The sequence below is a fragment of the Pantoea sp. USMM079 genome, assembly GCF_037153115.1.
Taxonomy (GTDB): domain Bacteria; phylum Pseudomonadota; class Gammaproteobacteria; order Enterobacterales; family Enterobacteriaceae; genus Pantoea; species Pantoea communis.
This window is the reverse complement of the sequence record NZ_JBBCKX010000006.1, coordinates 165,290-189,392: the sequence shown is the minus strand read 5'-3', so window position 1 is coordinate 189,392 and position 24,103 is coordinate 165,290. Positions and strand designations below refer to the sequence as shown.

The window sequence follows — 24,103 nt, the reverse complement described above, 5'->3', positions numbered from 1 at the left end:
CGGTGTTTCGTGGTAACGTGGATGTTTTGTGGTAAGTGTCAGGAAAGGCAGTGATGGCAACGAATAAAATTGATACCACGCTGGTTAGCGCGGGACGAAGCAAACGTTACACTCAGGGCTCAGTTAACAGCGTCATTCAGCGCGCATCTTCACTGGTTTTTGACACGGTTGCTGACAAAAAACGGGCGACGGCAGGTCGTGCATCGGGCGAGCTTTTTTATGGTCGCCGTGGCACCCTCACCCACTTCTCGCTGCAAGACGCCATGACCGAACTGGAAGGCGGCGCGGGTTGCGCGCTGTATCCGTGCGGTGCAGCGGCAGTATCCAATGCGATTATCTCTTTTGTCGAAGCGGGCGATCACATTCTGGTGAGCGGCGCCGTGTATGAACCGACGCAAGATTTCTGCACCAAAATTCTCAGTAAGCTGAATGTCACCACCACGTTCTTTGATCACTGCATCGGCAGCGAAATCAGTGAACTGATTCAGCCGAACACGCGCGTGGTATTCCTCGAATCTCCCGCCTCCATCACCATGGAAGTGCAGGACATTCCCGCCATCGTCGCCGCCGTGCGTGCGAAAGCGCCCGACGCGATCATCATGATTGATAATACCTGGGCGGCGGGCGTGTTGTTTAACGCGCTGGAGCATGGCATCGATATTTCGATTCAGGCGGGCACCAAATACATTATTGGTCACAGCGATGCGATGATTGGCACCGCCGTCGCCAATGAACGTTGCTGGCCGCAGCTGCGTGAAAACTCGTACCTGATGGGCCAGATGGTGGATGCCGATACAGCGTATATGGCCAGTCGCGGCTTGCGCACGCTCGGTACGCGTTTGCGCCAGCATGAAGAGAGCGGTTTGCAGGTTGCCGAATGGCTGGCCGCTCAACCGGAAGTGGCGCGCGTCAACCATCCGGCGCTGGCGCAGAGTAAAGGTCATGAATTCTGGCAGCGCGATTTCAACGGCAGCAGCGGACTCTTTTCCTTCATCCTGCATGAAAAATTGAGCCGTGAGCAGCTGGCGAATTACCTCGATCACTTCCACCATTTCAGCATGGCTTATTCCTGGGGTGGCTATGAATCCCTGATTCTGGCCAACCAACCGGAAGAGCTGGCGGAGATTCGCCCGGCAGGCGGCGTCGATTTCGACGGTACGCTGGTGCGTTTGCATATTGGTCTTGAACACGTTGATGACCTGCTGAACGACCTGAAAGCGGGCTTTGCGCGCTTAAAACAGTAAATATTTAAACAAAACCTAAACCATTTCGTGCCGCATCGGTGAGATCAACGTCTGCGATGCCACAGATGGTTAAAATAGAATCCTTGTGACTCGATGGGATAGCAGATGGGTGTTTTACATGAGATTGTTCACGCGCTCTGGCATCAGGATTTTGCCGCGCTGGCCAATCCGGATGTCGTGTGGATTGTCTACGGCGTGATGTTTTTAACGCTGTTTCTGGAAAACGGTTTGTTGCCTGCCTCTTTTCTGCCGGGTGACAGCCTGTTGCTGCTCGCAGGCGCCATGATTGCCAAAGGCGTGATGGATTTCGTGCCCACCATGGTGATTCTGACCACTGCCGCCAGCCTGGGTTGCTGGTTGAGTTATTTACAGGGACGATGGCTGGGCAATACGCGGATGGTCAAAAGCTGGTTGATGCATTTGCCGGCGCAATATCATCAGCGCGCCTGGAATCTGTTTAACCGCCACGGTTTGATGGCGCTGCTGGTCGGGCGTTTCCTGGCGTTTGTTCGTACCTTGCTGCCGACCATGGCGGGCATTTCGGGTTTACAGAATGGGCGCTTCCAGCTGTTTAACTGGCTGAGCGGCGCGCTGTGGGTCGGGATTGTGGTCGCCATGGGCTATGGCATCAGTCAGGTGCCGTTTATCAAGCGTCACGAAGATCAGGTGATGGCGGTGCTGATGGTGCTGCCGATGGTGTTGCTGTTTGTCGGTCTGACCGGCAGCATCGTGGTGATCTGGAAAAAACGCCGCCAGAAAACGAGCTAATCCGATACGGGTTGCCATAAATGGTAACCCTTCAATGGTTCAGTGCAGTTTCGTCGCGCGCGCATTCATGCACATTTGGCCATTCAGATGGCGTCTGACAGCAACCATTCGCTCAGGGCCATTTCGTTAAATGCACATTTATCTGCATTTGTTCAGGCGGCGTCAAACGGCAACGTTTGGCGCACGCGGCTGGCTTCCTCTCCCGGCGTCACGCCGAAATAGCGTTTAAACTCCCGCGAAAACTGCGAAGGGCTTTCATAGCCCACGCGCACCGCTGCCGCACTGGCTTTCATCCCATCCTGCAACATCATTAATCGTGCCTGATGCAGACGATAGCGCTTCAGATATTGCAGCGGCGAGGTTTGGGTGACGGCTTTAAAGTTGTGATGAAACGCCGAAACGCTCATGTTCACTTCGGCTGCCAGCATATCGACGCTGAGGCTTTCGGCGAAATGGCTTTCGATGCGTCGCAAGGCGCGCGCAATCTGGCTGAACTGGGTCTGGCGATTCACCAGCGACAGCAGCGCACCGCCAATCGGGCCGGTGAGCACATAGTAGATAATTTCCCGCACCAGCTGTGGGCCCAGCACGCGCGCATCACGCGGATGGCTCATCGCATCCAGCAAACGCTCGGCAGCGCACAGCATCTCTTCACTCATAAACGCCGAATGGATACCGGAAGTCTGCAACTGCGGCTGAAATTGTTCGTCGTCGCCAATATCCATCAACAGATCCTGCAAGCTGGCGATATCCACGCTCAGGCACATGCCGGCCAACGGCTCTTCCGGAGTGGCTTCGGTTTCGCACTCCACCGGCAGCGGTACGGTCAGCATCAAATACTTCGTGGCGTCGTAATGAAACACCGTGCTGCCGAGATAACCGGTTTTACGTCCCTGAAAAAGAATCACAATGCCGGGTTGATACATCATCGGCGTACGCGGAAGCGTTTCGCAGGCGTAGATGAGCTTGACGTTTTCCACAGCACACAGCGGCTTACGCGCATCATTCATTAGCGCGGTTACGCGCTGCGCCAGCTGGCGGCAAAGGGCATCGTTCGGCATGGATCACTCTCAGGCAGCAAAAAAATCAGTGTGCCGCAATGCTGCTCAAAGCTCCACCCTTCAGCAGAATCAGGCAAGATTCTGGCAGAAATGACCAGGGTAAAAGGGCGAGGTGATTGCCACAATGATCCTGCGGTTGAGTTTGTTGACTAGACTTAACCACAGCGCTTTTACGGTAAGTCACTGCGACAGATAAGGAGCAACTATGGCAGAGCAACCCATTATCAAACTGCACGACGGCAATATGATGCCGCAACTCGGACTCGGTGTCTGGCAAGCGAGTATCGAGGATGCCCGGGCGGCGATTGTCGAGGCCCTAAAAGTAGGCTATCGCTCGATTGATACCGCCGCCATCTACAAAAATGAGGAAGCCGTCGGTCAGGCACTGCAGGACACTGATGTCGCACGCGAAGACATTTTCATCACCACCAAACTGTGGAATGACGACCAGCAGAACGGTCAGCAGGCGATTGAGACCAGCCTGAAGAAGCTGCAACTGGAGAGCGTCGATCTCTATCTGATGCACTGGCCGTGCCCGGAAAAAGATCACTACGTTGAAGCCTGGAAAAAGATGATTGAGCTGCAACAGCAGGGCTTAACCAAAAGCATTGGCGTCTGTAACTTCCATGAAGCCCATCTCAAACGCCTGATCGATGAAACAGGCGTCTCGCCGGTGGTGAACCAGATTGAGCTGCACCCGATGCTGCAACAGCGCACCCTGCATGCCTGGAACGCACTGCATCAGATCCAAACCGAATCCTGGAGCCCGCTGGCGCAAGGCGGTAAAGGAGTATTCGATCAGGAGATCATCCGCGAACTGGCGAAGAAATACGGTAAGACGCCAGCGCAGATTGTGATTCGCTGGCATCTGGATAGCGGATTAGTGGTGATTCCAAAATCGGTGACGCCGGAACGTATTCGTGAAAACTTCCAGGTGTTCGACTTCAGACTGGAAAAACCCGAGATCAGCGAGATCACTAAGCTGGATAAAGGAAATCGTTTGGGGCCGGATCCGGAGAGCTTTAACGGCTAAGTCGGCACCGTTTAATCGTCAGGCGGATACGGCCAATGCGTACTCGCCTGCATTGGCTTCACAACAGCCGTGCGGTCATGTGCGGGTTGCTATGAATCGTGACCCTGTCGATTTGACGATCTGTTGTAAGGTGCGCATCACTGCGCACCTTTTTTCTTATGGCACCGGATTGACCTGCAACTGCCCCGCCGTGCCGCGGTCGGCTAATTCCAGCGTCTGGCTGTAGTAGACAAACGGGAAGTGATCCGACGAACTCTGCGGGAAGCTCACCAGCAACTCCACATCACCATCCACCCACACCGTATCTTTCCAGCCGCGATCTTCGCCCATCGGCTGTGCGCCATTGACGCTTTTGATCAAGAACATCACGCCCTGAATATGCAGCGATTGCGGGCGATCGGCATGGATAATCCAGCGTTCAAAGGTGCCCTGCTGCACCGTGGTGTCGATGCGGCTCATGTCCCACAGTGCGCCATTGATGCCCGGCACACTGTCGCCAATGCGGAATTCGCGCGTGCGTACCGCCACGCCATCCAGAATCTGATCCGCTAATAAACGCATCGGCAGATTGTCGGTAACCAGCGGCAGTAAGCCGGTGGGGCGCAGGCTCAGAACCAGCGTGTTGGCGAGGATGGAGGAAGGTTCAAACAGACCACGCAGGCGATCCATCAGGCCCGCCGCAGTCCCTGCCGTAATCGAGACTTCATCGCCCTGCGACATATCCACCAGCACTTCACGGCGTTCACCGGGTGCCAGCGACAGCGTTTGCACCGCAACGGGCGCAGGCAGGAAGCCTTGATCGCTGGCAATCACGGTAAACGGACGATTATCCGAGAAGCTCAAATCAAAGCGACGCGCGTTCGAAGCATTCAACAGGCGCAGACGCACCCAACCACGCGACACCTCGACATACGGATTCTGCACGCCGTTGACCAGCAACGTATCCCCGAGGAAACCGCCGTCTGATGGTGGGTTATAAACCGGCGTGGCAAAGTTATCGAGACGCTTGTCCTGGATAATCAGCGGGAAGTCATCAACGCCATAGTGTTTGGGCAGCGGCAGCGCTTTGCTGACGTCATCTTCAATCAGCCACATGCCCGCCAGACCGTTGTAGACGTGTGGCGCCATACGATTTGGCGTATTGGCGTGATACCACAAGGTCGATGCCCCCTGACGAACCGGCAATACCGGCGCCCAGTCAACGCCGGCTGACATCATGCGCGGTGCACCGCCCATTAAGGCACCCGGCACCTGCAATCCACTTACCGTCATCGCCACCGGTTCGTTGAGACGGTTGCTGTAAATCAACTTCACGTCATCGCCGCTGTAGACGCGCACCGTGGGACCGAGGTACATGCCATTAATACCCCAGACCGGCACTTTATTGTTATTACCGCTAAATGACCAATGGCTGCGTTGCAGCGTCAGAAAGAGCGGTTGGCCACGGCGAGACTCAAGCAGTGGCGGAACAGGAAGCGGCACATCGCCCATCGGAGCCGCAGCGTAGGCGGCATAAGGCATGCTACTGGTCGCCAGCGCAACACCGGCGGAAAGCTGAATAAACTGACGTCTGCTGCAAGACATAAAACTTCAGACCTTTTGAGCGGGGCGTGAAGACGCCGTGTCCATGTTGTTCTTGTTAGTGAGTTTTTGCTGTGATGAGCACGGGGCAGCGTTTCTACCCCGTGGATGGCTAGAGTTTACCGTTTTTTTCGCGTTCGGCGACTTCGGCGTTCAATTCTTCCAGCTTAGCAGACATTAATTCGCGGCAGTGGGTGGCTAATTTGCGCACCGAGGTGGTTTCAAACTGTTTGGTATCCACTGGCGGCAGCATTTCAACAATCACCAGGCCGTTGTTCCAGCGATTAAGTTTCACTTTGCCGTGGGTATTCGACACCACCACAGGGATGATCGGCACACCTGCTGCCACTGCAGCATGAAACGCACCGGTTTTAAACGGCAGTAAACCACGGCCACGGCTGCGGGTACCTTCCGGGAACATCCAGAATGAAATCTTCTTTTTATTAAACTGCTCGACCAGTTCACCGATGGTGCCATGCGCTTTGGCGCGGTTATCACGGTCAATCAGCAAATTACCGGTCAGCCAGTAGAGTTGACCAAAGAATGGGATCCACAGCAGGCTCTTTTTGCCGACGGTGACCGTGGTCGGCTGCACGATCTTCGCCGCCGTGATCATGTCGTAATTGTTCTGATGGTTGGCAATGTAAATCGCATTGCCATAGCTCTCCGCGTCGGCGGGTTTGCGCAGCTCGACTTTGACGCCAAACACTGTCGACAGGCGACCAAACATATGGCCGAACGTCGCCACATGGCGAGGATTACGCGGTGAGAACAAACACCAGATACTGCCGAAGATGCACACCAAAATCGAATAAACGATAACAATAATCGTGCGTAAAATTAGTAACATAGCTTCCTCAAGTTGGGCAATCCATTGCCTGGTCAGTCTTATTCTTCGCTACTGGCGTCACTTTTCGGGCGCGCTGGCGCGTTCACTTCCACGCTATCAATGCGCTGCAGGCCACGCGACACGCTGCCACGACGACCGCGATCGGCACGCACTTTTTGCAGATCTTCATCGCGCATAATCAGCTTACGCTTGCCGACATACAGGGTAATCGAACTGCCCGGCGGCAGAATCAGCAACCACTGCAGCTTATCCACGCCCGCAGCGGCATCCGCTGATGGAATAGAGATGATTTTATTCCCTTTTCCTTTCGACATCTGTGGCAGATCGCCCACCGGGAACATCAACATACGTCCGGCCTGGGTAATCGCCAGCAGCATATCATCGCCCGAATGCACCGCCATTGGCGTCATCACTTTGGCATTGTCTGGCAACGTTAGCAGCGCTTTACCGGCGCGGTTGCGCGAAATCAAATCGGCAAAGGTACAGATAAAGCCGTAACCCGCATCGGAGGCCATCAACAGTTTTTGGTCGTCCGCTTCCATCAGCACCTGTTCAAACGCGGCACCTGGCGGTGGCGTCAGTTTGCCGGTTAGCGGTTCGCCCTGCCCGCGCGCCGACGGCAACGAGGTCGGATCCAGCGTATAACTACGGCCGGTGGAGTCGATAAAGGCCACTGGCTGATTGCTCTTACCGCGTGCGGCGGCGAGGTAACTGTCACCGGCTTTGTAACTGAGACCGGTTGGATCGATATCGTGGCCTTTGGCGCTGCGCACCCAGCCCATCTGCGACAGCACAATCGTCACCGGCTCGGCACTCACCAGCTCGGTTTCGCTCAGCGCTTTAGCTTCTTCACGCTCATGCAGCGGTGAACGGCGATCGTCACCGTAGGTCTGGCTATCTGCCAGCAATTCTTTCTTCAGCAGGTTGCTCATCTTGCGTTCGGACGCCAGAATCGCCTGCAGTTGATCGCGCTCTTTCTCCAGCTCCGCCTGCTCACCACGAATCTTCATCTCTTCCAGTTTGGCGAGATGGCGCAGTTTCAGTTCCAGAATGGATTCGGCTTGCGTATCGCTGAGTTCAAAGCGCGACATCAGCACTTGCTTAGGCTCGTCCTCGGTACGGATGATGTGAATCACTTCATCAATGTTGAGGAACGCCACCAGCAAACCTTCGAGGATATGCAGGCGGCGCAGCACGCGCTCTAAACGATAGTTCAGGCGGCGCGTCACGGTATCGCGTCGGTACACCAGCCATTCAGACAGGATCTCCAGCAGGTTTTTCACCGCCGGACGGTTATCCAGCCCAATCATATTCAGGTTAACGCGATAGCTCTTTTCCAGATCGGTGGTGGCAAACAGATGGTTCATCACCTGCTCCACATCCACACGATTCGAGCGTGGCACAATCACCAGACGCGTTGGGTTCTCGTGGTTGGATTCATCACGCAGATCTTCCACCATCGGCAGCTTTTTATTGCGCATCTGGTTAGCGATCTGCTCCAGCACGCGCGCACCGGAAACCTGGTGCGGCAGTGCAGTGATCACCACATCGCCATCTTCTTTCTTCCACACCGCGCGCTGACGGATCGAACCGCGCCCGCTTTGGTAGATTTTACGGATCTCGCTGCGCGGCGTGATGATCTCGGCTTCGGTCGGATAATCCGGGCCCTGCACAATATCCAGCAACTCATCCAGCGTGGTGTTGGGTTTGTCGATCAGCTTCACCGCCGCTTCCGCCACTTCACGCAGGTTGTGCGGTGGGATATCGGTGGCCATGCCCACGGCGATACCGGTGGTGCCGTTCAGCAGGATATTCGGCAGACGTGCCGGCAACATCTTCGGCTCCTGCATGGTGCCGTCAAAGTTCGGGATGTAATCGACCGTGCCTTGTCCCAATTCACCCAGCAAAATCTCGGCATATTTGGAGAGGCGTGACTCGGTGTAACGCATCGCGGCGAAGGATTTGGGATCGTCCGGCGCCCCCCAGTTGCCCTGACCATCCACCAGCGGGTAGCGATAGGAGAACGGCTGTGCCATCAACACCATCGCTTCATAACAGGCGCTGTCGCCATGCGGATGATATTTACCTAATACGTCACCGACGGTACGGGCAGATTTTTTGAATTTGGCGCTGGCATTGAGGCCCAGTTCCGACATCGCGTATACAATTCGGCGCTGCACCGGCTTGAGGCCATCGCCGATATACGGCAGTGCGCGGTCCATGATCACGTACATGGAGTAGTTCAGGTACGCGTTTTCCGTAAATTTGTGCAGGGCAAGACGCTCTGCACCATCCTGCGTCAATTCGCTCATTAAGCTCGCATCCTCACTTCGTGGCCCGCAACGGCGGGGCATCCGGCGCTCATTTGGCGAGGATAGTACCTTATTCGTGCGAGTTAGTCACAGGGAAGCCAATGACCGCAGGCAGAATCGTATGGCATTAAATAACGTGATATCGGTTGGAAAATGAAAAAGGAATGAGATCAATATCACAATGAATATCCCCATTAATATGTGAGCATGATCGCAATTAATTATTAACTATTTCAGGTGTATTAAAGCTGTCCGTAATCATGGACAACATTTAGTATTGTTGCTTACACCGTCCTTTCCTAAATTTATACTCCATAAGACATCAATATTGCGCTCCTGATTTCTGGCATGAAGAAATAGATAACGAGGAAATAATCTTAAAAACGCTTTGCCAAAATAAAGGGTGACCGAATGCAAATACTGACTTCGCGACAACACCGTTTAGTCAAACTGCTGTTGCAACATGCTGCACCGCAGCCGATCAGAGAATTAGCCCTACAGTTGGGCGTGTCAGAAAAGACGATTCAGCGCGACTTGCAGTGGCTGGAAAGCTGGCTTGGTAGCTGGTCACTGACGCTGGAGAAAACCCCAGGCCGCGGCGTGCGTTTGCGGGTTGATGATATCCAGCAGCGCCTGCAACTGGAGCAGCAACTCAACGGCGATGAAAGCAGTGCCGATGCGCTGGGGCAAAACAGCCGCCGAGTAAAAATTGCCTCGCAGTTGCTGAGTGACGCGCCGCGTGCAACCTCTATCAGTAAGCTGTCGGAACGCTATTTTATTAGCCACGCCTCGATTGTGAATGACCTGAAAGTGATTGAAGAGTGGCTACAACCGTTGGGTTTGACGCTGCAACGTGGGCCAGGTGGCACCCATATCGAAGGTAACGAACAGGCGCTGCGTCAGGCAATGGTCTCCCTGATCAATGATGTGATGCAGCAAAACGTTGCCGGTACGCCGCTGTTGCCACGTCTCGATCCCGGCAGCCAGCAGGCACTGGTGCATTATTTTGGCGATGAGGATGTGGCTTTTGTGCAGACGCTGCTGCAACAGATGGAGCAGCAACTCAGTTACCCGCTAGGCGATGCCTGGTATCTGAATCTCTGCACCCATATTCTGATCATGATGCACCGGATGGCGCAGGGGAATGCGCTGGCACTGGCAACTCTGGCCACAATGCAGGATCTCGATCAGCGCATTTTACTGATTGCCCAGCAAATGGTGACGCAGATTGAACAGCGGATGTGCTGTGCCCTGCCCGCCGATGAAGTGGGTTTTATTTATCAATATATCGTGTCATCCGGCATTGTGGTGGAAGAGCGCGGCGATAATGCGCCGATGCATAATCAATTCTGCACCGCAGAGTCCGTAAAAATAACCTGTGAATTAATTGATCGTTTCGCAGCCTTTATTCAGCAAGATTTAGCGCAGGACCGATTATTATTTGACGGCTTACTGGTGCATATAAAGCCACTATTAAATCGACTCAAATATCATATTCATATTCGCAATCCGCTGCTGGAGGATATTCAGCAGGAAATGAAAGGCATATTTTCGTTAACGCACCAGGCGATGCAATTAACCGCTCGCACTTACGGGCTTTCGCCAGTGGCTGACGACGAAATCGGTTATCTCTGCGTGCATTTCCAGGCCGCGCTGGAGCGGCAAATTGCCCATAAACGCATTCTGGTGGTGTGTTCCAGCGGCGTGGGGACGTCGCATCTGCTGAAAAGCCGCATCTTGCGGGCATTCCCTGACTGGGAAATCGCGGGTGTCGTCTCCGCCAGCAATCACGCCGCGTTTTGTCAGAACCAGACAGTGGATTTAGTGATCACCACTATCCATCTCAACGCCGGGCCTATTCCGGCAGTGTATGTGAGTGCATTTTTTAACGATGACGATATCCGGCGGGTCACTGACGCCATGATTGGCAGCCAGCTGCCGGACGGCGCGCACTGCGCGTTGGCTGAACATTAATTGAATGAGGTAAAACCCATGGACATTTCCCGCATTCTGACGCCACGCCGCGTTAACCTGGCGCTCACCGCCACCACCAAAGAAGAAGTGATCAACGAACTGACCGATCTGCTGTATCAGGACGGCGCCATCACCGATCGTGCAGCCTTTATTGAAGATGTCTGGCTGCGTGAAGCTGAGGGCTCAACCGGGTTCGAAAACCACGTTGCCATTCCGCACGGCAAGTCTTCCGCCGTCCAACACACCACATTAGCCATTGGTCGTACCCAACAGGATATCCCCTGGGAAACGCTCGATGGCAGCCAGGTGCGCTGCATCATCCTGTTCGCGGTGCGACTGGAAGATCAGAACACCACCCATATTCGCCTGTTGTCGCAGGTGGCCAGCGCGCTGGCCGATGATGAGGTGATAGCCCAACTGCTGGTGGAAAACGACCCCAGCAATATCATCCGGCTGTTTAGCCAGTACGCCGAAACCGACCTCTGTTAATCCCCTAACTCTTTGAGGTGACACATGAATATCGTCTGTGTAGCGGCCTGCACGGCAGGCATCGCGCATACCTATATTGCGCGTGAAAAACTGATCAAAGGCGCTCATGCACTGGGCCACACCATCCACGTTGAAACCCAGGGCACCATCGGCACTGAAACCGCGTTGACGCGTGAAGACATCGCTGCCGCTGACGTGGTGATCCTCGCCATTGATGTGAAGATCAACGGTGAAGAACGCTTTCAGGGCAAACCCATCGTACGAGTGAAAACCGAAGTGGTGATCAAGTCACCGGTGAAATTCCTCGAAAAAGTGGCGGATTCACTGGCGCGTGCCTGAGGAGATCCATCATGAACGACAACAAACGTCAGTACGGACAAGAGATCAAAGGCCATCTGCTCACCGGGATATCCTGGATGATCCCGCTGATCGTCGCCGCCGGGATCTGTATCGCGCTCGGCCAGGTGATTGGCGGGCCGGATGTCGGCAAGCAAACCGGCACTATCGCCTGGATGTTGAATCAGATCGGCGGCTGGGGCATGGGCTTGATCGTGCCGCTGATCAGCGCGGCCATCGCCTACTCCATCGCCGATCGTCCCGGCTTTGCGCCAGGTTTGATCGTCGGTTTTATCTGCGGGCAGATCGGCACCGGTTTTATTGGCGGTATGCTCGGCGGCTTCCTGGTGGGTTACACGGTATTGCTGTTGCGCCGCACCATTAAGCTGCCGCAGTCGATGCAGGGGTTGATGCCGATTATGGTGCTGCCGGTGTTGAGCACCATCATCGCCGGTCTGTTGATGATGACCTTTATTGGCCAGCCGATTGTCTGGCTGCAGAAGGCGCTGATTCATCTGCTGGAATCGATGCAGGGCGGATCGAAGTTTGTGCTGGGTGCGGTGCTGGGTGCGATGGCGACTTTTGACTTCGGCGGCCCCATCAACAAAACCATGTCGCTGTTCGCCGACGGCATGCTGGTCGACGGGATTTATGGCCCGGAAGCAGTGAAGTTTGTCGGCTCAATGATTCCGCCGTTTGGCATCACGCTGTCGTATCTGCTGACGCGCCATAAATACACCAAAGCGGAGAAAGAGGCGCTCAAAGCCGCCTTCCCGATGGGTATCTGCATGATTACCGAAGGGGTGATTCCGATTGCGGCGCGTGACCTGCTGCGTGTGGTCGGCAGCTGCGTGGTGGCCTCTGCCATCGCCGGTGGGCTGATTATGGTGTGGGGCGTGGAAGCACCGGTGCCGCACGGCGGCATGTTTGTGGTGCCGCTGTTCACCAAACCGCTGATGTTCTGTCTGGCGCTGGGCATCGGCACCGTGGTGTGTGGCGTGATGCTGTCGCTAATGAAGAAGCCAGTGACGCAGGCAGATGAAGAGTTCGATGACGTGGAAGCCCCTGGCGTCCGCGACGAAGAGATCAAATTCACACTGGAATAAGGAGCCACCATGTTTGCCATGATGAATGACCTGATTCAGGCCGCCGCTAAGCAGCAATATGCCGTGCTGGCGATAAACTGCTTCAACCTTGAAACCGCGCGGGCGGCGATTCAGGCCGCCGAACAGCAGCGTGCACCGCTGATATTGAATGTCTATCAGGGTCACAGCACACACTTCCCACCCGCCGTGGCGGTGCCGCTGGTGCAGGCGCTGGCGAAAGACGCCACGGTACCGATTGCGCTGGCGCTGGACCACGGCAAGGCCTTTCCGCTGATTGGTCAGGCGTTTCGCGCCGGCTTTACCGGCCTGATGATCGATGCCTCTGCCGATCCGCTGGCCGAAAATATTCGCCAGACCGCAGCGGTAGTGAAGATGGCGCACACCGCTGGCGTTTGCGTCGAAGGCGAGCTGGGGCATATCGCCGATGCGCCGACCTACGAGTTAGCCGATGCCTCCGTGAAGATGACGCAAGTTGCTGACGTGCTGCCGTTTATTGAGCAAACCGATATCGATTTGCTGGCGATTTCGGTGGGCACTGCGCACGGGCTGTATCCAGCGGGCGTGAAGCCGAAGATTGATTTCCAGCGCTTGCAGGAGCTGCATGCGGTCTCAACACGCCCATTGGCACTGCATGGCGGTTCGGGCACACCCGCCGAGGATATTCGCCGCGTTAGTCAGCATGGTGTGGCGAAGATTAACGTCGGTGCCGCCGTGTTTGATGCCGGTAAAAACGCGGTTGAGCAGGCGCTTAAACAGCATCCGCACGCGGAACTGGCCGATCTGCTTGGGCTGATGGAATCTGCCTGCCGTGAAGTGGTGATTGAGTATCTGAGCTGGTCGGGATCGGCTGGCAAAGCGTAGTTCGCGGACGCGCCAGATCGCCATAAATGTCACCCCTACGGGGCCCCGTAGGAGACGGATTTATGCATAGCGTTGAAAAGAATACACGTGATTTGACGCATTAATACGCACCTGAAACGCCGCTTTGCTCATCGCGATTTAAAGCAGCGGCAAGATAAAGCGCGATAAGTCGCGCAGCGACAGGAATCAGAAGCATTTCCCTTTTTATCCATCATCGGGTCGGCGCACGCGTCGGCTCTGGTAAAACTCACGTTGAGGAAATATTAACATGTTGATTTCAATGAAAGAGATGTTGGCACCGACTCGTGAACACCGCTACGCCATCGGCGCATTTAACGTGGCAGACAGCTGCTTTATCCGTGCCGTGGTGGAGGAAGCCGAAGCCACCAACACTCCGGCGATCATCTCGATTCACCCGAGTGAGCTGGAGTTTGTGACCGATGAATTCTTTGGCTATGTGCGGGAACGCACGCTGAAGAGCAAAGTGCCCTTCACCATTCACCTCGACCACGGTGCATCGATTGCGCAGGTGCTGCGCGCCATCCAATGTGGATTTACGTCAGTGATGATCGATGGATCACTGCTGCCGTACGAAGAGAACGTGGCGCTGACCAAAGAGGTGGTGAAGCTGGCGCATTCGGTGGGCGTGTCGGTGGAAGGTGAACTCGGCACCATTGGCGATACCGGCACCACCGTGGAAGGTGGCGTTAGCAAGGTGATCTATACCGAACCGGCGCAGGCAGAAGATTTTATCCAGCGCACCGGCGTCGATACCCTGGCAGTGGCAATTGGCACCGCGCACGGTATCTATCCAAAAGATATGAAGCCGGAACTGCAGATGCATATTCTGAAGGATATTGCTCAACGTACCGATATTCCGCTGGTGCTGCACGGGGGTTCTGCTAACCCGGATGCGGAGATTGCTGAGGCGGTGACCCTCGGCGTGGGCAAAATCAATATTTCCAGCGATATGAAGTACGCCTACTTCGCTAAACTGCGCGAAATTCTGGCGCGTGAAACCTGGTGGGATCCCAATGTGATTTATCCGGAAGCGATTACCGCCGCCAAAGCAGTGATTCGCTACAAGATGAATCTGTTTGGTGGATTGGGTAAAGCGAGTTTGTATCGCTGAGTACCCGAATGGGGCCACGTTGCCCCTTTTAAGCCACGCAATAATCGCGCCGCTCCAGTAGCGGCGCGATGCATCAGGCATGAGTTTACTTAATCACACCCAGCCACTGCGAGGCGATCTGCGCATATTCGCCGGTGGCGGTGCTAAGATGCAGCCACTGATCGACATACAGTTTCCAGCTCATATCATCACGCGGAATCATGTAGGCTTTTTCACCATACTGCATCGGCTTATCCGGATTGATGGCGCACAGCGTCGGGTAGTGCTTCATCTGGAACAATGCTTCGGACGCATCCGTAATCATCACATCGGCTTTCTTATCCACCAGCTGCTGGAAAATACCGACGTTATCGGCCAGTTGCAGCGTCGACTGCGGTAAGTGGCTGTGCACAAAGGCTTCATTGGTGCCGCCAGCCGGTTCAATCACCCGCACGCTCGGCTTGTTGATCTGCGCGACGGTTTGATATTTGTCTTTATCATCACAGCGCACCAGCGGGATTTTGCCATCCACACCCAGCGGCTCGGCAAACCAGGCAATCTGCTGGCGTTTTAAGGTAACGGACACGCCACCCAGCGCGATATCACACTGCTTTGCCACGAAATCGTCACTCATGGTTTTCCAGGTGGTTGGCACCCACTGCACTTTGGCACCCAGACTTGCCGCCAGTGACTGCGCCATGCTGATATCCAGCCCTTCATACTGCCCATCGCTGCGCAGATAGCTGTAAGGCTTGTAGTCGCCCGTGGTACAGACTTTCAGGGTTTTACTGCTACGAATCTCGTCGAGGTGGGATTGCGCCGACGCAGCGCCACTCACCAGAAGTAATGCACTCAGTATCGCGGTTTTCATGGTTTCTTCTTTTTTATGTTGATGTTGGTTTGCGCGCGGATTGTTGCATAGCCCTGCGCATTGTTGCTTTATTAGCAAAAGTCTTGTGATCAATCACGCATTTTTTTGCTTCGCCTGCGCGCGTACAGTGTGCGCCATCAACGGGAAACGGAGCGAATCATCCATGAGCAATATTTTAATCATCGACGGCGGTAAAACTTTTGCCCACTCGAAAGGCGAACTGAATCACACCCTCACTGACGTGGCAGCCAGCCAGCTGCGCGATCTGGGCCATAACGTGGTGGTCACCCTTGCAGACAGCGATTACAACGTGGCAGAAGAAGTGCAGAAATATCTCGACAGCGATGTGGTGATTTATCAGATGCCTGGCTGGTGGATGGGCGAGCCGTGGACGGTGAAAAAATACATTGATGACGTGTTCACCGAAGGCCACGGTTCACTGTATGCCAGTGATGGCCGTACGCGCAGCGATGCGGGCAAAAAGTACGGTTCAGGCGGTCTGATTCAGGGCAAAAAATACATGCTGTCGCTGACGTGGAATGCACCGCTGGAAGCGTTTAATGATCCTGAGCAGTTCTTCGAAGGCGTGGGCGTGGATGGTCTCTATCTGCACTTCCACAAAGCCAACCAGTTCCTTGGCATGGAAGGTTTACCGACCTTTATCTGTAACGATGTGATCAAGATGCCGGACGTGCCGCGCGATATCGAACGTTATCGGACTCATCTCAGCCAGATCTTTGCTTAACTGTAAGCACACCGGGAAAAGAGGAAGCGCTATGTTAACCGTCGTTGCAGAAATTTGCGTCAAGCCAGGCCGCCGTCATGTGGTGCTGGATGCCATCAATAAATTGATCCCCACCGTGCTGGAAGAAGAGGGTTGCCATCAGTATGACGCGCTGGTTGACCATCAGGCGCAGGTGCCGTGGAAGCAAAATTCCCCAGATTCCATTTTCATGCTGGAGCAGTGGGAATCGCTGCGCCATCTTGAGCAGCATCAGCAAATGCCGCATATGGATGCGCATCGCGCCACGATTAAAGACGATGTGGTGGATGTGAAGATCCTGGTATTAGAGCCGGTTCGTTAATCGTCTAAGCCTCTGCCTGTGCAGGGGCTTTTTTATAGCAGGCGATCTTGTTCAATCTTCTCGCGCAGAAAATCGAGAAAACAGGTAATGCGCGAGGTGAGTGACTGGTTGCGGTAATACACAGCATGAACCGGCAGACGCCATTCACGCGTCTCCTGCTCCAGCACCTGCACTAAATCACCCCGCTCACGATCCTTACGGCTGACAAAATCAGACAAACGTGCAATACCCTGGCCTGCCAGCGCCAGCTGACGTAGGGTTTCTCCGCTGGAAGCCGACAGCGTGGGTTTAATTTGCAAAAACTCACCTTCACGCTGCCATACGGGCCAGACGTTATGCGCATCCAGCTGGCTGAATCCCAAAAGCTGATGGGCTGACAACGCCTCAACTGATTCCGGGCTGCCATACTGCTGCAGGTAAGCCGGGCTCGCCACTAAACGCGTGGCGCTGCTGCCCAGCACGCGGGCACGCAGCGTAGAATCACGCAGCTCCCCGACACGAATCGCGATATCGGTCTGCTGCTCCAGCAAATCGATCATGATGTCGTCGGTATTCAACTCCAGCTGAATCAGCGGGTAACGCTGTCGAAATTCCGCCACCAGCGGCACGATCACATGCAGCATAAAGGGTGCGTTGGCATTGATGCGCAATCTGCCAGAGGGGATATCGCGACGTTGGGCGATCTGCTCTTCCGCCCTTTCTACCGACGAAAGGATCTGGCGCGCATGATCGAGGAAGATCAAGCCTTCCTCGGTGAGCGCGAGACGCCGCGTGGTGCGGTGCATTAGCGTGGTTTGTAATTTGCTTTCCAGCCGACTCAACGCCCGGCTGATACCAGAACTGGTTTGATCGAGCTGCTCGGCCGCCGCTGTGATTGAGCCGGTATCCACTACCACCACCCAGGCGCGCAGCTCTTCCAGTGTGATTTTCACGCATTCTATCCTTTCGCATTGCACCGTCTGGCACAGTGGTACGGTTTTAGGCGGCAGGATAACACAATTGCCATTGCTGCCCCGCCACTCACGACAGGACAGCACTTATGGTGATTATTTTGCGGGATTAGGCGTGACCTGCCAGATTTCAGAAACAATTTTACCCGCGCGGTAGGTCAAGATGTAGCTCACGTTCAACGCATTTTTACCGTTAAAGTGCACCTGTGCTAAAACCGTGCTGCCTTTAGGATTGCTCGCTTCAGTGAGGTTATTCACGGTGTATTGCAAATTTCCCTGGGCAGTACTGAATTTGCTCCATACCTGCTGAATGGCATCGCTGGAGTTATAGGCCCCATCCAGCGGTCCTCCAACCCATTCCAGATGCGCGTTATCGGCATAATGCGCCATTATCTCAGCCATATTACCCGCAGCAATCGCCTGAAAATGCGCTCGCGCATTATCTGCATCAGCGGCAAAACTTTGTCCCGCTGACAAAGTGAATAATACAGTGGAAATCAATAATGGTTTAAGTTTCAACATATATAGCTCCTTGGTTTTATTATTTATCTTTTACAGCTTGAGGGTATCAATAATTTTTTGTGTAGCACGCTCTACCTTTGAAAGACTCAGATCCTGGTTCAATACATAGGCATATTTATTATCGCGAGTGAACACCAGAGCCTGACGAGGGTGGTCAAAGCCTGTAATAGTGGTAATAACACTCAGTTTCTTAGCATCAATGACTGAGACGCTATTATCAATGAGATTGCCACTGTAAATAACCCCCCCATCGGGAGAGAGTGCAGCGCCATAGGGTTGCTCCCCCACGGGAATAGAAAGCATGATCTTTTGACTTGTAATATCGACAACGGCCACCGTATTACTTCCGCTATTAGCAGCGAACAGTGTTTTACCATCACCCGTGACCGAAATGGCGCGAATTTTATTGAATCCGCTAATCTCTCCAATAATTTCATTTCCTGCGGTATCCACTATAGTGATCTTATCCCCGAGGAAATTCGTCACATACAAACGATGTCCATCAGGGCTCAGTTGCACACCTTGTCTCGGTTGGGCAAAACCTTTAATCACAGCCTGCGCAACACCCGTTTCAGTGTTCATAACTGTCACCGAGTCGCTGGATTGATTGTTCACGTACAAAGCTTTACCGTCAGAGTTCAGCGCCGTACCAAACGCTCCGGGCCCAATAGCGTATTGGTTAATGGTCTGGAAAGATTCACTATCAATACGATCCACAACACCTTTGCTGCTGTCTGAGATATAAAAACTTTTCCCATCCGGTGCAAAGATGATATTGCGTGGCGTCACGTAATTTTTTAACACGCCCTGAACCTTGCCATTGACTAAATCATAAATGACAACTTCAGAATTCTCACTGCTGGCAACCACTGCCATTTTTTCATTCGGATTCATGGCGAGGGTGTTATTTTTTATCGCTCCATCAAAAGTTACCCTGTGCACTTCATGCTTATTGTCATTCTTAGCATAAAGTGTGCTCGGAAGATAAAAAGATATCACCCCAGCCAATATCACTGCCGTCGTTGAATAGCGAAGAATTCGCATCTCATATCACTCCTGTAAATCATCAACCTTCATGGATGACGTTGATGATAAGATGCTTCACATAATGCATTATTCCCTGATGCTTCATTTAAATTTAAAAAATTCAGGTCAGCGTATTAATTATTAGTTCCAACTTCGGATTACTTAGATTTTTCACCGTGCCGACCATTGCATAATTCAAACCGTGACAAGATCCATATCGCGCCTGAAGTCCGTGATCAGTGCGCTGACCACTTTTCAGCAACGGTTGACGTGAATCCGGTTGGCGAAGATAAAAGCTGATGGTGTGTCCTGATGTATCCTGGTATAGCACCATGGCTGCTGCACCTTGCTCAGTTGCGAATAAACGTCCGCTCACCGGACTAAAGCCGGCCGATTGTAAATCAGGTAAGCGTGCGTCTGAGCCCACGTGCTGATTCAACCAGTTATTTAGTGTATCTGGCTGATGCTGAACCACATCAGCGCCAACACTTCCATCGACAACCATCAGTTTATAGGCTTCTATCGCATCACCCATTGGCGCGACATTTTGATTTCGCCAGTCATGCATTTGCCATCCCCCCACTGAACTTAGCACAACGCAGAGCACAAAGCAGGCGGCCAGTTTAAGGCGTAAGCGCGATCGCTGGACGTGACGTGCCCGAATAAATGCTGGATCAAGCCTCTCAGGCAAAAGGGGCAATTGAAATTCAGAGAGTGCAGTTCGCAGGTGTCGCGCCTCCCACTGCCAGGTCTGAACTTGCCTGGCAATTTGCGGTTGCTGGGCAATATAACGTTCAACGATGGCACGCTCATGATCGTTAAGCTGATTGTCCACATATGCATGCAAGTCGTGTTCGTTCGGCGGAATTCTCATTTCATTACTCTCAACGTCGTTCGTGGGACGTTACCCTCACAAAGATGGTGCATGGCTTTTCGTGCCCGAGATAGACGGGACATCACCGTGCCAATCGGCACATCTAGCATGACTGCCGCCTCCTGATAGCTAAACCCCTCAATGACGATGAGAAGTAGCAAGCCTCGTTGCTCTTGAGAGAGGTGGTTAAAAGCAGCCAGCATTCCTTGTGTTGCCACTTCATCTTCCGCTGATGGCCAGTACTCAGCTTCTTCATGCTTAAACTTGCTCAGTAATCCCCAATAACGTGCCTTACGCCGTTTATCCGCCAAAAATTGTCGGTAAAGGATGGTGAATAACCAGCTTTTTAGCGATGCCTCTTCGCGTCGCATCGACCACTTCGTCAACGCACGCACCAGCGCTGATTGCACCAGATCATCGGCCTCGTGAACGTCACGCGTCAGCCAATAAGCAAAGCGGCGCAGCCGGGGGATCAGTTCCTTTATTTGATGGTCAATGTCGTTCCTGGACATAAAGCAACTTTTGTCTAATGGTGAGTGTTCTGATGCATAAGAGCATCAGCAGAACACTTTATTCCTTACGGGGAGAAACTTTTTTTGCGAAGGACTGAGGCAGGGAAATTAGGGGCTCGATAATCCGAGCCCATGATAAAAGTCTGGGACATCAAGCTTCCAGGTCGGCGAGGTCGCCTTTTTCCTGTAGCCAGTTACGGCGATCTTCAGAACGTTTCTTCGCCAGCAGCATGTCCATCACGCGCAGCGTCTGCTCGACATCATCATCGCTGACCGTCAGCTGTACCAGACGGCGCGTGTTCGGGTCGAGCGTGGTCTCACGCAGCTGCAGCGGGTTCATCTCACCCAGACCTTTGAAGCGCTGTACGTTCGGTTTGCCCTTCTTGCGCTTCAGCTGTTCCAGCACGCCCTCTTTCTCGTCTTCATCCAACGCGTAAAAGACTTCTTTGCCGAGATCGATGCGATACAGCGGTGGCATGGCGACATAAACATGGCCATGTTGCACCAGCGAGCGGAAGTGCTTCACAAACAGCGCACACAACAAGGTGGCGATATGTAAGCCATCGGAGTCCGCATCCGCAAGGATACAGATTTTGCCGTAACGCAGCTGGCTCAGATCTTCACTGTCGGGATCGATACCGATCGCCACAGAAATATCATGAACTTCCTGCGAGGCCAGCACTTCGTCCGATGAGACTTCCCAGGTGTTCAGGATCTTACCTTTAAGCGGCATGATCGCCTGATAATCACGATCGCGCGCCTGCTTGGCCGATCCACCTGCGGAGTCCCCTTCCACCAGGAAGAGTTCGGTGCGATTCAGATCCTGTGCACTACAGTCTGCCAGTTTGCCCGGCAGTGCCGGTCCGCTGGTGAGCTTTTTACGCACCACTTTCTTGGCCGCGCGCATACGACGCTGAGCACTGGAGATCGCCAGTTCGGCCAGCATTTCGGCGGCTTGCACGTTCTGGTTCAACCACAAGCTGAAAGCATCTTTCACGATAGCCGAGACAAATGCCGCGCACTGACGCGAAGAGAGACGCTCTTTGGTTTGACCGGCGAACTGTGGATCCTGCATTTTGACCGACAGCACGTAGGCGCAGCGATCCCAAATATCTTCCGCAGACAGTTTCACGCCGCGTGGCAGGATATTGCGGAACTCGCAGAACTCACGCATCGCATCCAGCAAGCCCTGACGCAGACCGTTAACGTGCGTCCCACCTTGCATGGTGGGAATCAGGTTGACGTAGCTTTCAGTCAGCAGTTCGCCGCCTTCTGGTAGCCATAGTAACGCCCAATCCACCGCTTCCACATCACCCGCGAAGCTGCCGACAAAGGGTTTTTCCGGCAAGGTGGGGAGGCCGTTGACTGCTTCTGATAAGTAATCAGAGAGGCCGCCATGATAGAGCCATGTCTGCTCGGTATCATTGACCTTGTCTTTGAACACGATCTCCACGCCCGGACAGAGCACCGCTTTGGCTTTCAACACATGCGTCAGGCGCGACACCGAGAAGCGTGGACTGTCGAAGAAACTCTCATCCGGCCAGAAATGCACGCGCGTGCCAGTGTTACGTTTGCCGACCGTGCCGGTCACCGTCAGATCCTGCACTTTATCGCCATTTTCGAAGGCAATATCGTAGATCTCGCCATTGCGGCGCACGGTGACTTCAACGCGTTTTGACAGGGCGTTGACCACCGAAATCCCCACACCGTGCAAGCCGCCGGAGAACTGGTAGTTTTTGTTGGAGAATTTACCGCCCGCATGCAGACGGCAAAGAATCAGCTCAACCGCTGGCACACCCTCTTCCGGATGAATATCTACCGGCATGCCGCGACCGTCATCGATGACTTCCAGTGACTGATCCGCATGCAGGATCACTTCCACGCGCCTGGCGTGACCCGCCAGCGCCTCATCGACACTGTTATCGATCACTTCCTGGCCCAGATGGTTTGGGCGCGTGGTATCGGTGTACATCCCCGGACGACGACGCACCGGTTCAAGGCCGGTTAAGACCTCAATGGCATCGGCATTATAACTTGATTGGCTCATCGTAACTGTCTGATTAGCAATAGGAATAGGGGTCCATCTCGCAGCAATCAGGGAGCATTTAATCCCAGAAAATCAATGATCTGCGCAAAATGGCGTTCGAATCCGATATAAGCATGATTGCCACCCTCTTCGACCGTTTGGCGGCATGCGCTGTAGTATTCCAGCGCCTGGCGGTAATCGAGTACTTCATCGCCGGTCTGTTGCAGCAGCCAGAGTAAATCGGGCGCTTCGAGAGGGTCAATCTGCATGACTTTCAGATCGTAAATGTGGCGTGACTCTAACACATATTGCTGGCCGGTGTAGGGATTACGGTTCTCGCCGAGATAATCCACCAGCAGCTCAAACGGGCGCACCGCTGGATTGACCACCACCGCCGGCAGCATAAAGCATTGCGAGAGCCAAGTCGCGAAGTAGCCCCCGAGCGACGATCCCACCAGGCCGAGCGGTTCACCGGCGTGCTGCATCACCAGCTCTTCCAGCATGCTGGCGGCTTCGGCGGGGAACGTGGGCAGTTGCGGCACCAGCACATTGATGTGCGGATGATGTTCCGTTACCCACTGTTGCAGTTGCGTGGCTTTGGCCGATTGCGGAGAGCTGTTGAATCCGTGCAGATAGATCAGCACCGCCATCGCTTAGTAGCCCTCGGAATCTAAATCGGGGCGGAACAGATCGCTTTGCAGACGATTCACTTCGGTTTCCAGTACGCCATCTGCCTTCAGGGTTAACCAGCGCCAACCTGGCGCGACGTTATCGATGGTGAAGTTGGTGCAATGCGGTTTGAACTGCACGCAGGTCGAAGGAGAAGCCAGCACGCGACGACCATGCCAGTCGAGATCTAATTCCTGATGAATGTGGCCACACACCAGATTACGCGCACGCGGGAAGTGTTGCAGCACCGCTTCTAATTGATGGGGATTGCGCAAGCTATGCTGATCCAGCCAGGTACAGCCGGAAGCGAGCGGATGATGGTGCAGCAACACCAGCGTATGGCGCTCAGGATGCTGGCGCAGCGCCTTGTCGAGCCACTCGAGTTGGTATTCGCTTAACATGCCATGCGGCACACCAAAGACCTGACTATCCAGCAGCACCAACTGCCAGTGCTCACCCAACAGCACATGTTTATCGGAAGCGATTCCGGCATCGGCAAGTGTATTGACCATCGCGGGCTGAAAATCGTGATTCCCCGGCAGCCAGACACACGGCTTTGGCAGGCGTGAAATGCCCGCTACAAAGTGTTGATAAGCTTCGACGGTGTGATCCTGGGCGAGATCGCCGGTGGCGATAATCAAATCATAATCGCGCTGTTGTGCCATGATGGCGTCCAGCACCGCATCAAAACTCGACCAGGTATTTACCCCAAGCAGCGATTGATGTTTTCCTGCAAAAAGATGGGTGTCCGTGATTTGTAAAATCCTGATATCGGCCCCATTTGCCGCAGGAAGAGTAAGCAGGCTATCCAAAGCGTTTCCTTTCTCTCCACGCCATAGTTG

24 protein-coding genes are annotated in these 24,103 nt (G+C 54.0%); 11 read left to right on the top strand and 13 right to left on the bottom strand.

The window, feature by feature from the left end:
- Positions 1-53: 53 nt before the first annotated feature.
- Positions 54-1,244, top strand: a complete 1,191-nt coding sequence (gene metC / locus WFP70_RS11825; RefSeq protein WP_034828423.1) for a cystathionine beta-lyase — start codon at positions 54-56, stop codon at positions 1,242-1,244.
- A 105-nt stretch (positions 1,245-1,349) separates the two neighbouring features.
- On the top strand, positions 1,350-2,012 hold the full coding sequence (locus WFP70_RS11820; RefSeq protein WP_038644709.1) for a DedA family protein: 663 nt from the start codon (positions 1,350-1,352) through the stop codon (positions 2,010-2,012).
- A 152-nt stretch (positions 2,013-2,164) separates the two neighbouring features.
- Here WFP70_RS11820 and WFP70_RS11815 read toward each other — a convergent pair whose 3' ends face one another.
- Positions 2,165-3,073, bottom strand: coding sequence for an AraC family transcriptional regulator (locus WFP70_RS11815; RefSeq protein ID WP_058961925.1), 909 nt, complete (start codon positions 3,071-3,073; stop codon positions 2,165-2,167).
- 205 nt (positions 3,074-3,278) lie between these two features.
- On the opposite strand from WFP70_RS11815, the gene dkgA reads away from it, so the two are divergent.
- On the top strand, positions 3,279-4,106 hold the full coding sequence (dkgA, locus tag WFP70_RS11810) for a 2,5-didehydrogluconate reductase DkgA (RefSeq protein ID WP_034828419.1): 828 nt from the start codon (positions 3,279-3,281) through the stop codon (positions 4,104-4,106).
- A 156-nt stretch (positions 4,107-4,262) separates the two neighbouring features.
- Here the strand turns inward: dkgA and ftsP are convergent, their stop codons facing one another.
- From ftsP to parC, 3 genes are all read right to left on the bottom strand, one after another.
- Positions 4,263-5,690: a cell division protein FtsP gene (ftsP, locus tag WFP70_RS11805; RefSeq protein ID WP_034828418.1), complete on the bottom strand. Its 1,428-nt coding sequence runs from the start codon at positions 5,688-5,690 to the stop codon at positions 4,263-4,265.
- 109 nt (positions 5,691-5,799) lie between these two features.
- Positions 5,800-6,537, bottom strand: a complete 738-nt coding sequence (locus WFP70_RS11800; RefSeq protein ID WP_058961927.1) for a 1-acylglycerol-3-phosphate O-acyltransferase — start codon at positions 6,535-6,537, stop codon at positions 5,800-5,802.
- Between the two features lie 38 nt (positions 6,538-6,575).
- Positions 6,576-8,849 (bottom strand): DNA topoisomerase IV subunit A, encoded by a 2,274-nt coding sequence (gene parC / locus WFP70_RS11795; RefSeq protein WP_097118135.1) that lies wholly within the window; start codon positions 8,847-8,849, stop codon positions 6,576-6,578.
- A 411-nt stretch (positions 8,850-9,260) separates the two neighbouring features.
- Between parC and WFP70_RS11790 the strand changes: the two genes are divergently transcribed.
- The 6 genes from WFP70_RS11790 (at position 9,261) to WFP70_RS11765 (ending at position 14,747) form a co-directional block, all read left to right on the top strand.
- Positions 9,261-10,823, top strand: a complete 1,563-nt coding sequence (locus WFP70_RS11790) for a BglG family transcription antiterminator (RefSeq protein WP_097118136.1) — start codon at positions 9,261-9,263, stop codon at positions 10,821-10,823.
- Positions 10,824-10,841: 18 nt separating this feature from the next.
- Positions 10,842-11,312 carry a PTS sugar transporter subunit IIA gene (locus tag WFP70_RS11785; protein WP_034828413.1) on the top strand — a complete coding sequence of 157 codons (471 nt, stop codon included), beginning with the start codon at positions 10,842-10,844 and terminating at the stop codon, positions 11,310-11,312.
- A gap of 24 nt (positions 11,313-11,336) precedes the next feature.
- Positions 11,337-11,651: a PTS fructose transporter subunit IIB gene (locus WFP70_RS11780; RefSeq protein ID WP_034828411.1), complete on the top strand. Its 315-nt coding sequence runs from the start codon at positions 11,337-11,339 to the stop codon at positions 11,649-11,651.
- Between the two features lie 11 nt (positions 11,652-11,662).
- The gene (locus WFP70_RS11775) at positions 11,663-12,754 is read left to right on the top strand and encodes a PTS fructose transporter subunit IIC (protein ID WP_034828408.1); all 1,092 of its coding nucleotides are present in this window, start codon (positions 11,663-11,665) and stop codon (positions 12,752-12,754) included.
- A gap of 9 nt (positions 12,755-12,763) precedes the next feature.
- The gene (locus tag WFP70_RS11770) at positions 12,764-13,615 is read left to right on the top strand and encodes a class II fructose-bisphosphate aldolase (RefSeq protein ID WP_313377370.1); all 852 of its coding nucleotides are present in this window, start codon (positions 12,764-12,766) and stop codon (positions 13,613-13,615) included.
- Between the two features lie 268 nt (positions 13,616-13,883).
- On the top strand, positions 13,884-14,747 hold the full coding sequence (locus WFP70_RS11765; RefSeq protein WP_034828403.1) for a ketose-bisphosphate aldolase: 864 nt from the start codon (positions 13,884-13,886) through the stop codon (positions 14,745-14,747).
- An 85-nt stretch (positions 14,748-14,832) separates the two neighbouring features.
- Here WFP70_RS11765 and WFP70_RS11760 read toward each other — a convergent pair whose 3' ends face one another.
- Positions 14,833-15,597 (bottom strand): transporter substrate-binding domain-containing protein, encoded by a 765-nt coding sequence (locus tag WFP70_RS11760; RefSeq protein ID WP_045831819.1) that lies wholly within the window; start codon positions 15,595-15,597, stop codon positions 14,833-14,835.
- 163 nt (positions 15,598-15,760) lie between these two features.
- Here WFP70_RS11760 and WFP70_RS11755 point away from each other — a divergent pair, with 163 nt between their 5' ends.
- Both WFP70_RS11755 and WFP70_RS11750 read left to right on the top strand, forming a co-directional pair.
- On the top strand, positions 15,761-16,342 hold the full coding sequence (locus tag WFP70_RS11755; RefSeq protein WP_034828398.1) for an NAD(P)H-dependent oxidoreductase: 582 nt from the start codon (positions 15,761-15,763) through the stop codon (positions 16,340-16,342).
- 31 nt (positions 16,343-16,373) lie between these two features.
- Positions 16,374-16,682 carry a putative quinol monooxygenase gene (locus WFP70_RS11750; RefSeq protein ID WP_058961933.1) on the top strand — a complete coding sequence of 103 codons (309 nt, stop codon included), beginning with the start codon at positions 16,374-16,376 and terminating at the stop codon, positions 16,680-16,682.
- 32 nt (positions 16,683-16,714) lie between these two features.
- On the opposite strand, the gene WFP70_RS11745 is transcribed toward WFP70_RS11750, so the two are convergent.
- The 8 genes from WFP70_RS11745 to cpdA all read right to left on the bottom strand — a co-directional run bounded on the left by WFP70_RS11745 (position 16,715) and on the right by cpdA (position 24,073).
- Complete coding sequence (locus tag WFP70_RS11745; protein ID WP_337023392.1) at positions 16,715-17,614, bottom strand: LysR substrate-binding domain-containing protein; 900 nt, start codon at positions 17,612-17,614, stop codon at positions 16,715-16,717.
- A 114-nt stretch (positions 17,615-17,728) separates the two neighbouring features.
- Positions 17,729-18,154 (bottom strand): nuclear transport factor 2 family protein, encoded by a 426-nt coding sequence (locus WFP70_RS11740; protein ID WP_337023393.1) that lies wholly within the window; start codon positions 18,152-18,154, stop codon positions 17,729-17,731.
- Positions 18,155-18,184: 30 nt separating this feature from the next.
- Positions 18,185-19,198 carry a beta-propeller fold lactonase family protein gene (locus WFP70_RS11735; RefSeq protein WP_337023394.1) on the bottom strand — a complete coding sequence of 338 codons (1,014 nt, stop codon included), beginning with the start codon at positions 19,196-19,198 and terminating at the stop codon, positions 18,185-18,187.
- Between the two features lie 103 nt (positions 19,199-19,301).
- Positions 19,302-20,054 carry an anti-sigma factor family protein gene (locus WFP70_RS11730; RefSeq protein ID WP_337023395.1) on the bottom strand — a complete coding sequence of 251 codons (753 nt, stop codon included), beginning with the start codon at positions 20,052-20,054 and terminating at the stop codon, positions 19,302-19,304.
- Positions 20,051-20,566, bottom strand: a complete 516-nt coding sequence (locus WFP70_RS11725; protein ID WP_034828390.1) for a sigma-70 family RNA polymerase sigma factor — start codon at positions 20,564-20,566, stop codon at positions 20,051-20,053. Before WFP70_RS11725 ends, WFP70_RS11730 begins: the two co-directional genes overlap by 4 nt.
- Positions 20,567-20,717: 151 nt before the next feature.
- Positions 20,718-22,613 (bottom strand): DNA topoisomerase IV subunit B, encoded by a 1,896-nt coding sequence (parE, locus tag WFP70_RS11720; RefSeq protein ID WP_160868637.1) that lies wholly within the window; start codon positions 22,611-22,613, stop codon positions 20,718-20,720.
- A gap of 47 nt (positions 22,614-22,660) precedes the next feature.
- Positions 22,661-23,242 carry an esterase YqiA gene (yqiA, locus tag WFP70_RS11715; protein ID WP_337023396.1) on the bottom strand — a complete coding sequence of 194 codons (582 nt, stop codon included), beginning with the start codon at positions 23,240-23,242 and terminating at the stop codon, positions 22,661-22,663.
- A gap of 3 nt (positions 23,243-23,245) precedes the next feature.
- Entirely contained in the window at positions 23,246-24,073 is an 828-nt protein-coding gene (gene cpdA, locus WFP70_RS11710) for a 3',5'-cyclic-AMP phosphodiesterase (protein ID WP_160833688.1), read from the bottom strand.
- Between the last annotated feature and the right edge of the window lie 30 nt (positions 24,074-24,103).

What these genes read in the sequence shown, in the direction of transcription:
- metC (WP_034828423.1), top strand. Translation starts at nt 54, where the DNA reads ATGGCAACGAATAAAATTGATACCACGCTGGTTAGCGCGGGACGAAGC.
- WFP70_RS11820 (WP_038644709.1), top strand. Translation starts at nt 1,350, where the DNA reads ATGGGTGTTTTACATGAGATTGTTCACGCGCTCTGGCATCAGGATTTT.
- WFP70_RS11815 (WP_058961925.1), bottom strand. Translation starts at nt 3,073, where the DNA reads ATGCCGAACGATGCCCTTTGCCGCCAGCTGGCGCAGCGCGTAACCGCG.
- dkgA (WP_034828419.1), top strand. Translation starts at nt 3,279, where the DNA reads ATGGCAGAGCAACCCATTATCAAACTGCACGACGGCAATATGATGCCG.
- ftsP (WP_034828418.1), bottom strand. Translation starts at nt 5,690, where the DNA reads ATGTCTTGCAGCAGACGTCAGTTTATTCAGCTTTCCGCCGGTGTTGCG.
- WFP70_RS11800 (WP_058961927.1), bottom strand. Translation starts at nt 6,537, where the DNA reads ATGTTACTAATTTTACGCACGATTATTGTTATCGTTTATTCGATTTTG.
- parC (WP_097118135.1), bottom strand. Translation starts at nt 8,849, where the DNA reads ATGAGCGAATTGACGCAGGATGGTGCAGAGCGTCTTGCCCTGCACAAA.
- WFP70_RS11790 (WP_097118136.1), top strand. Translation starts at nt 9,261, where the DNA reads ATGCAAATACTGACTTCGCGACAACACCGTTTAGTCAAACTGCTGTTG.
- WFP70_RS11785 (WP_034828413.1), top strand. Translation starts at nt 10,842, where the DNA reads ATGGACATTTCCCGCATTCTGACGCCACGCCGCGTTAACCTGGCGCTC.
- WFP70_RS11780 (WP_034828411.1), top strand. Translation starts at nt 11,337, where the DNA reads ATGAATATCGTCTGTGTAGCGGCCTGCACGGCAGGCATCGCGCATACC.
- WFP70_RS11775 (WP_034828408.1), top strand. Translation starts at nt 11,663, where the DNA reads ATGAACGACAACAAACGTCAGTACGGACAAGAGATCAAAGGCCATCTG.
- WFP70_RS11770 (WP_313377370.1), top strand. Translation starts at nt 12,764, where the DNA reads ATGTTTGCCATGATGAATGACCTGATTCAGGCCGCCGCTAAGCAGCAA.
- WFP70_RS11765 (WP_034828403.1), top strand. Translation starts at nt 13,884, where the DNA reads ATGTTGATTTCAATGAAAGAGATGTTGGCACCGACTCGTGAACACCGC.
- WFP70_RS11760 (WP_045831819.1), bottom strand. Translation starts at nt 15,597, where the DNA reads ATGAAAACCGCGATACTGAGTGCATTACTTCTGGTGAGTGGCGCTGCG.
- WFP70_RS11755 (WP_034828398.1), top strand. Translation starts at nt 15,761, where the DNA reads ATGAGCAATATTTTAATCATCGACGGCGGTAAAACTTTTGCCCACTCG.
- WFP70_RS11750 (WP_058961933.1), top strand. Translation starts at nt 16,374, where the DNA reads ATGTTAACCGTCGTTGCAGAAATTTGCGTCAAGCCAGGCCGCCGTCAT.
- WFP70_RS11740 (WP_337023393.1), bottom strand. Translation starts at nt 18,154, where the DNA reads ATGTTGAAACTTAAACCATTATTGATTTCCACTGTATTATTCACTTTG.
- WFP70_RS11735 (WP_337023394.1), bottom strand. Translation starts at nt 19,198, where the DNA reads ATGCGAATTCTTCGCTATTCAACGACGGCAGTGATATTGGCTGGGGTG.
- WFP70_RS11730 (WP_337023395.1), bottom strand. Translation starts at nt 20,054, where the DNA reads ATGAGAATTCCGCCGAACGAACACGACTTGCATGCATATGTGGACAAT.
- WFP70_RS11725 (WP_034828390.1), bottom strand. Translation starts at nt 20,566, where the DNA reads ATGTCCAGGAACGACATTGACCATCAAATAAAGGAACTGATCCCCCGG.
- parE (WP_160868637.1), bottom strand. Translation starts at nt 22,613, where the DNA reads ATGAGCCAATCAAGTTATAATGCCGATGCCATTGAGGTCTTAACCGGC.
- yqiA (WP_337023396.1), bottom strand. Translation starts at nt 23,242, where the DNA reads ATGGCGGTGCTGATCTATCTGCACGGATTCAACAGCTCTCCGCAATCG.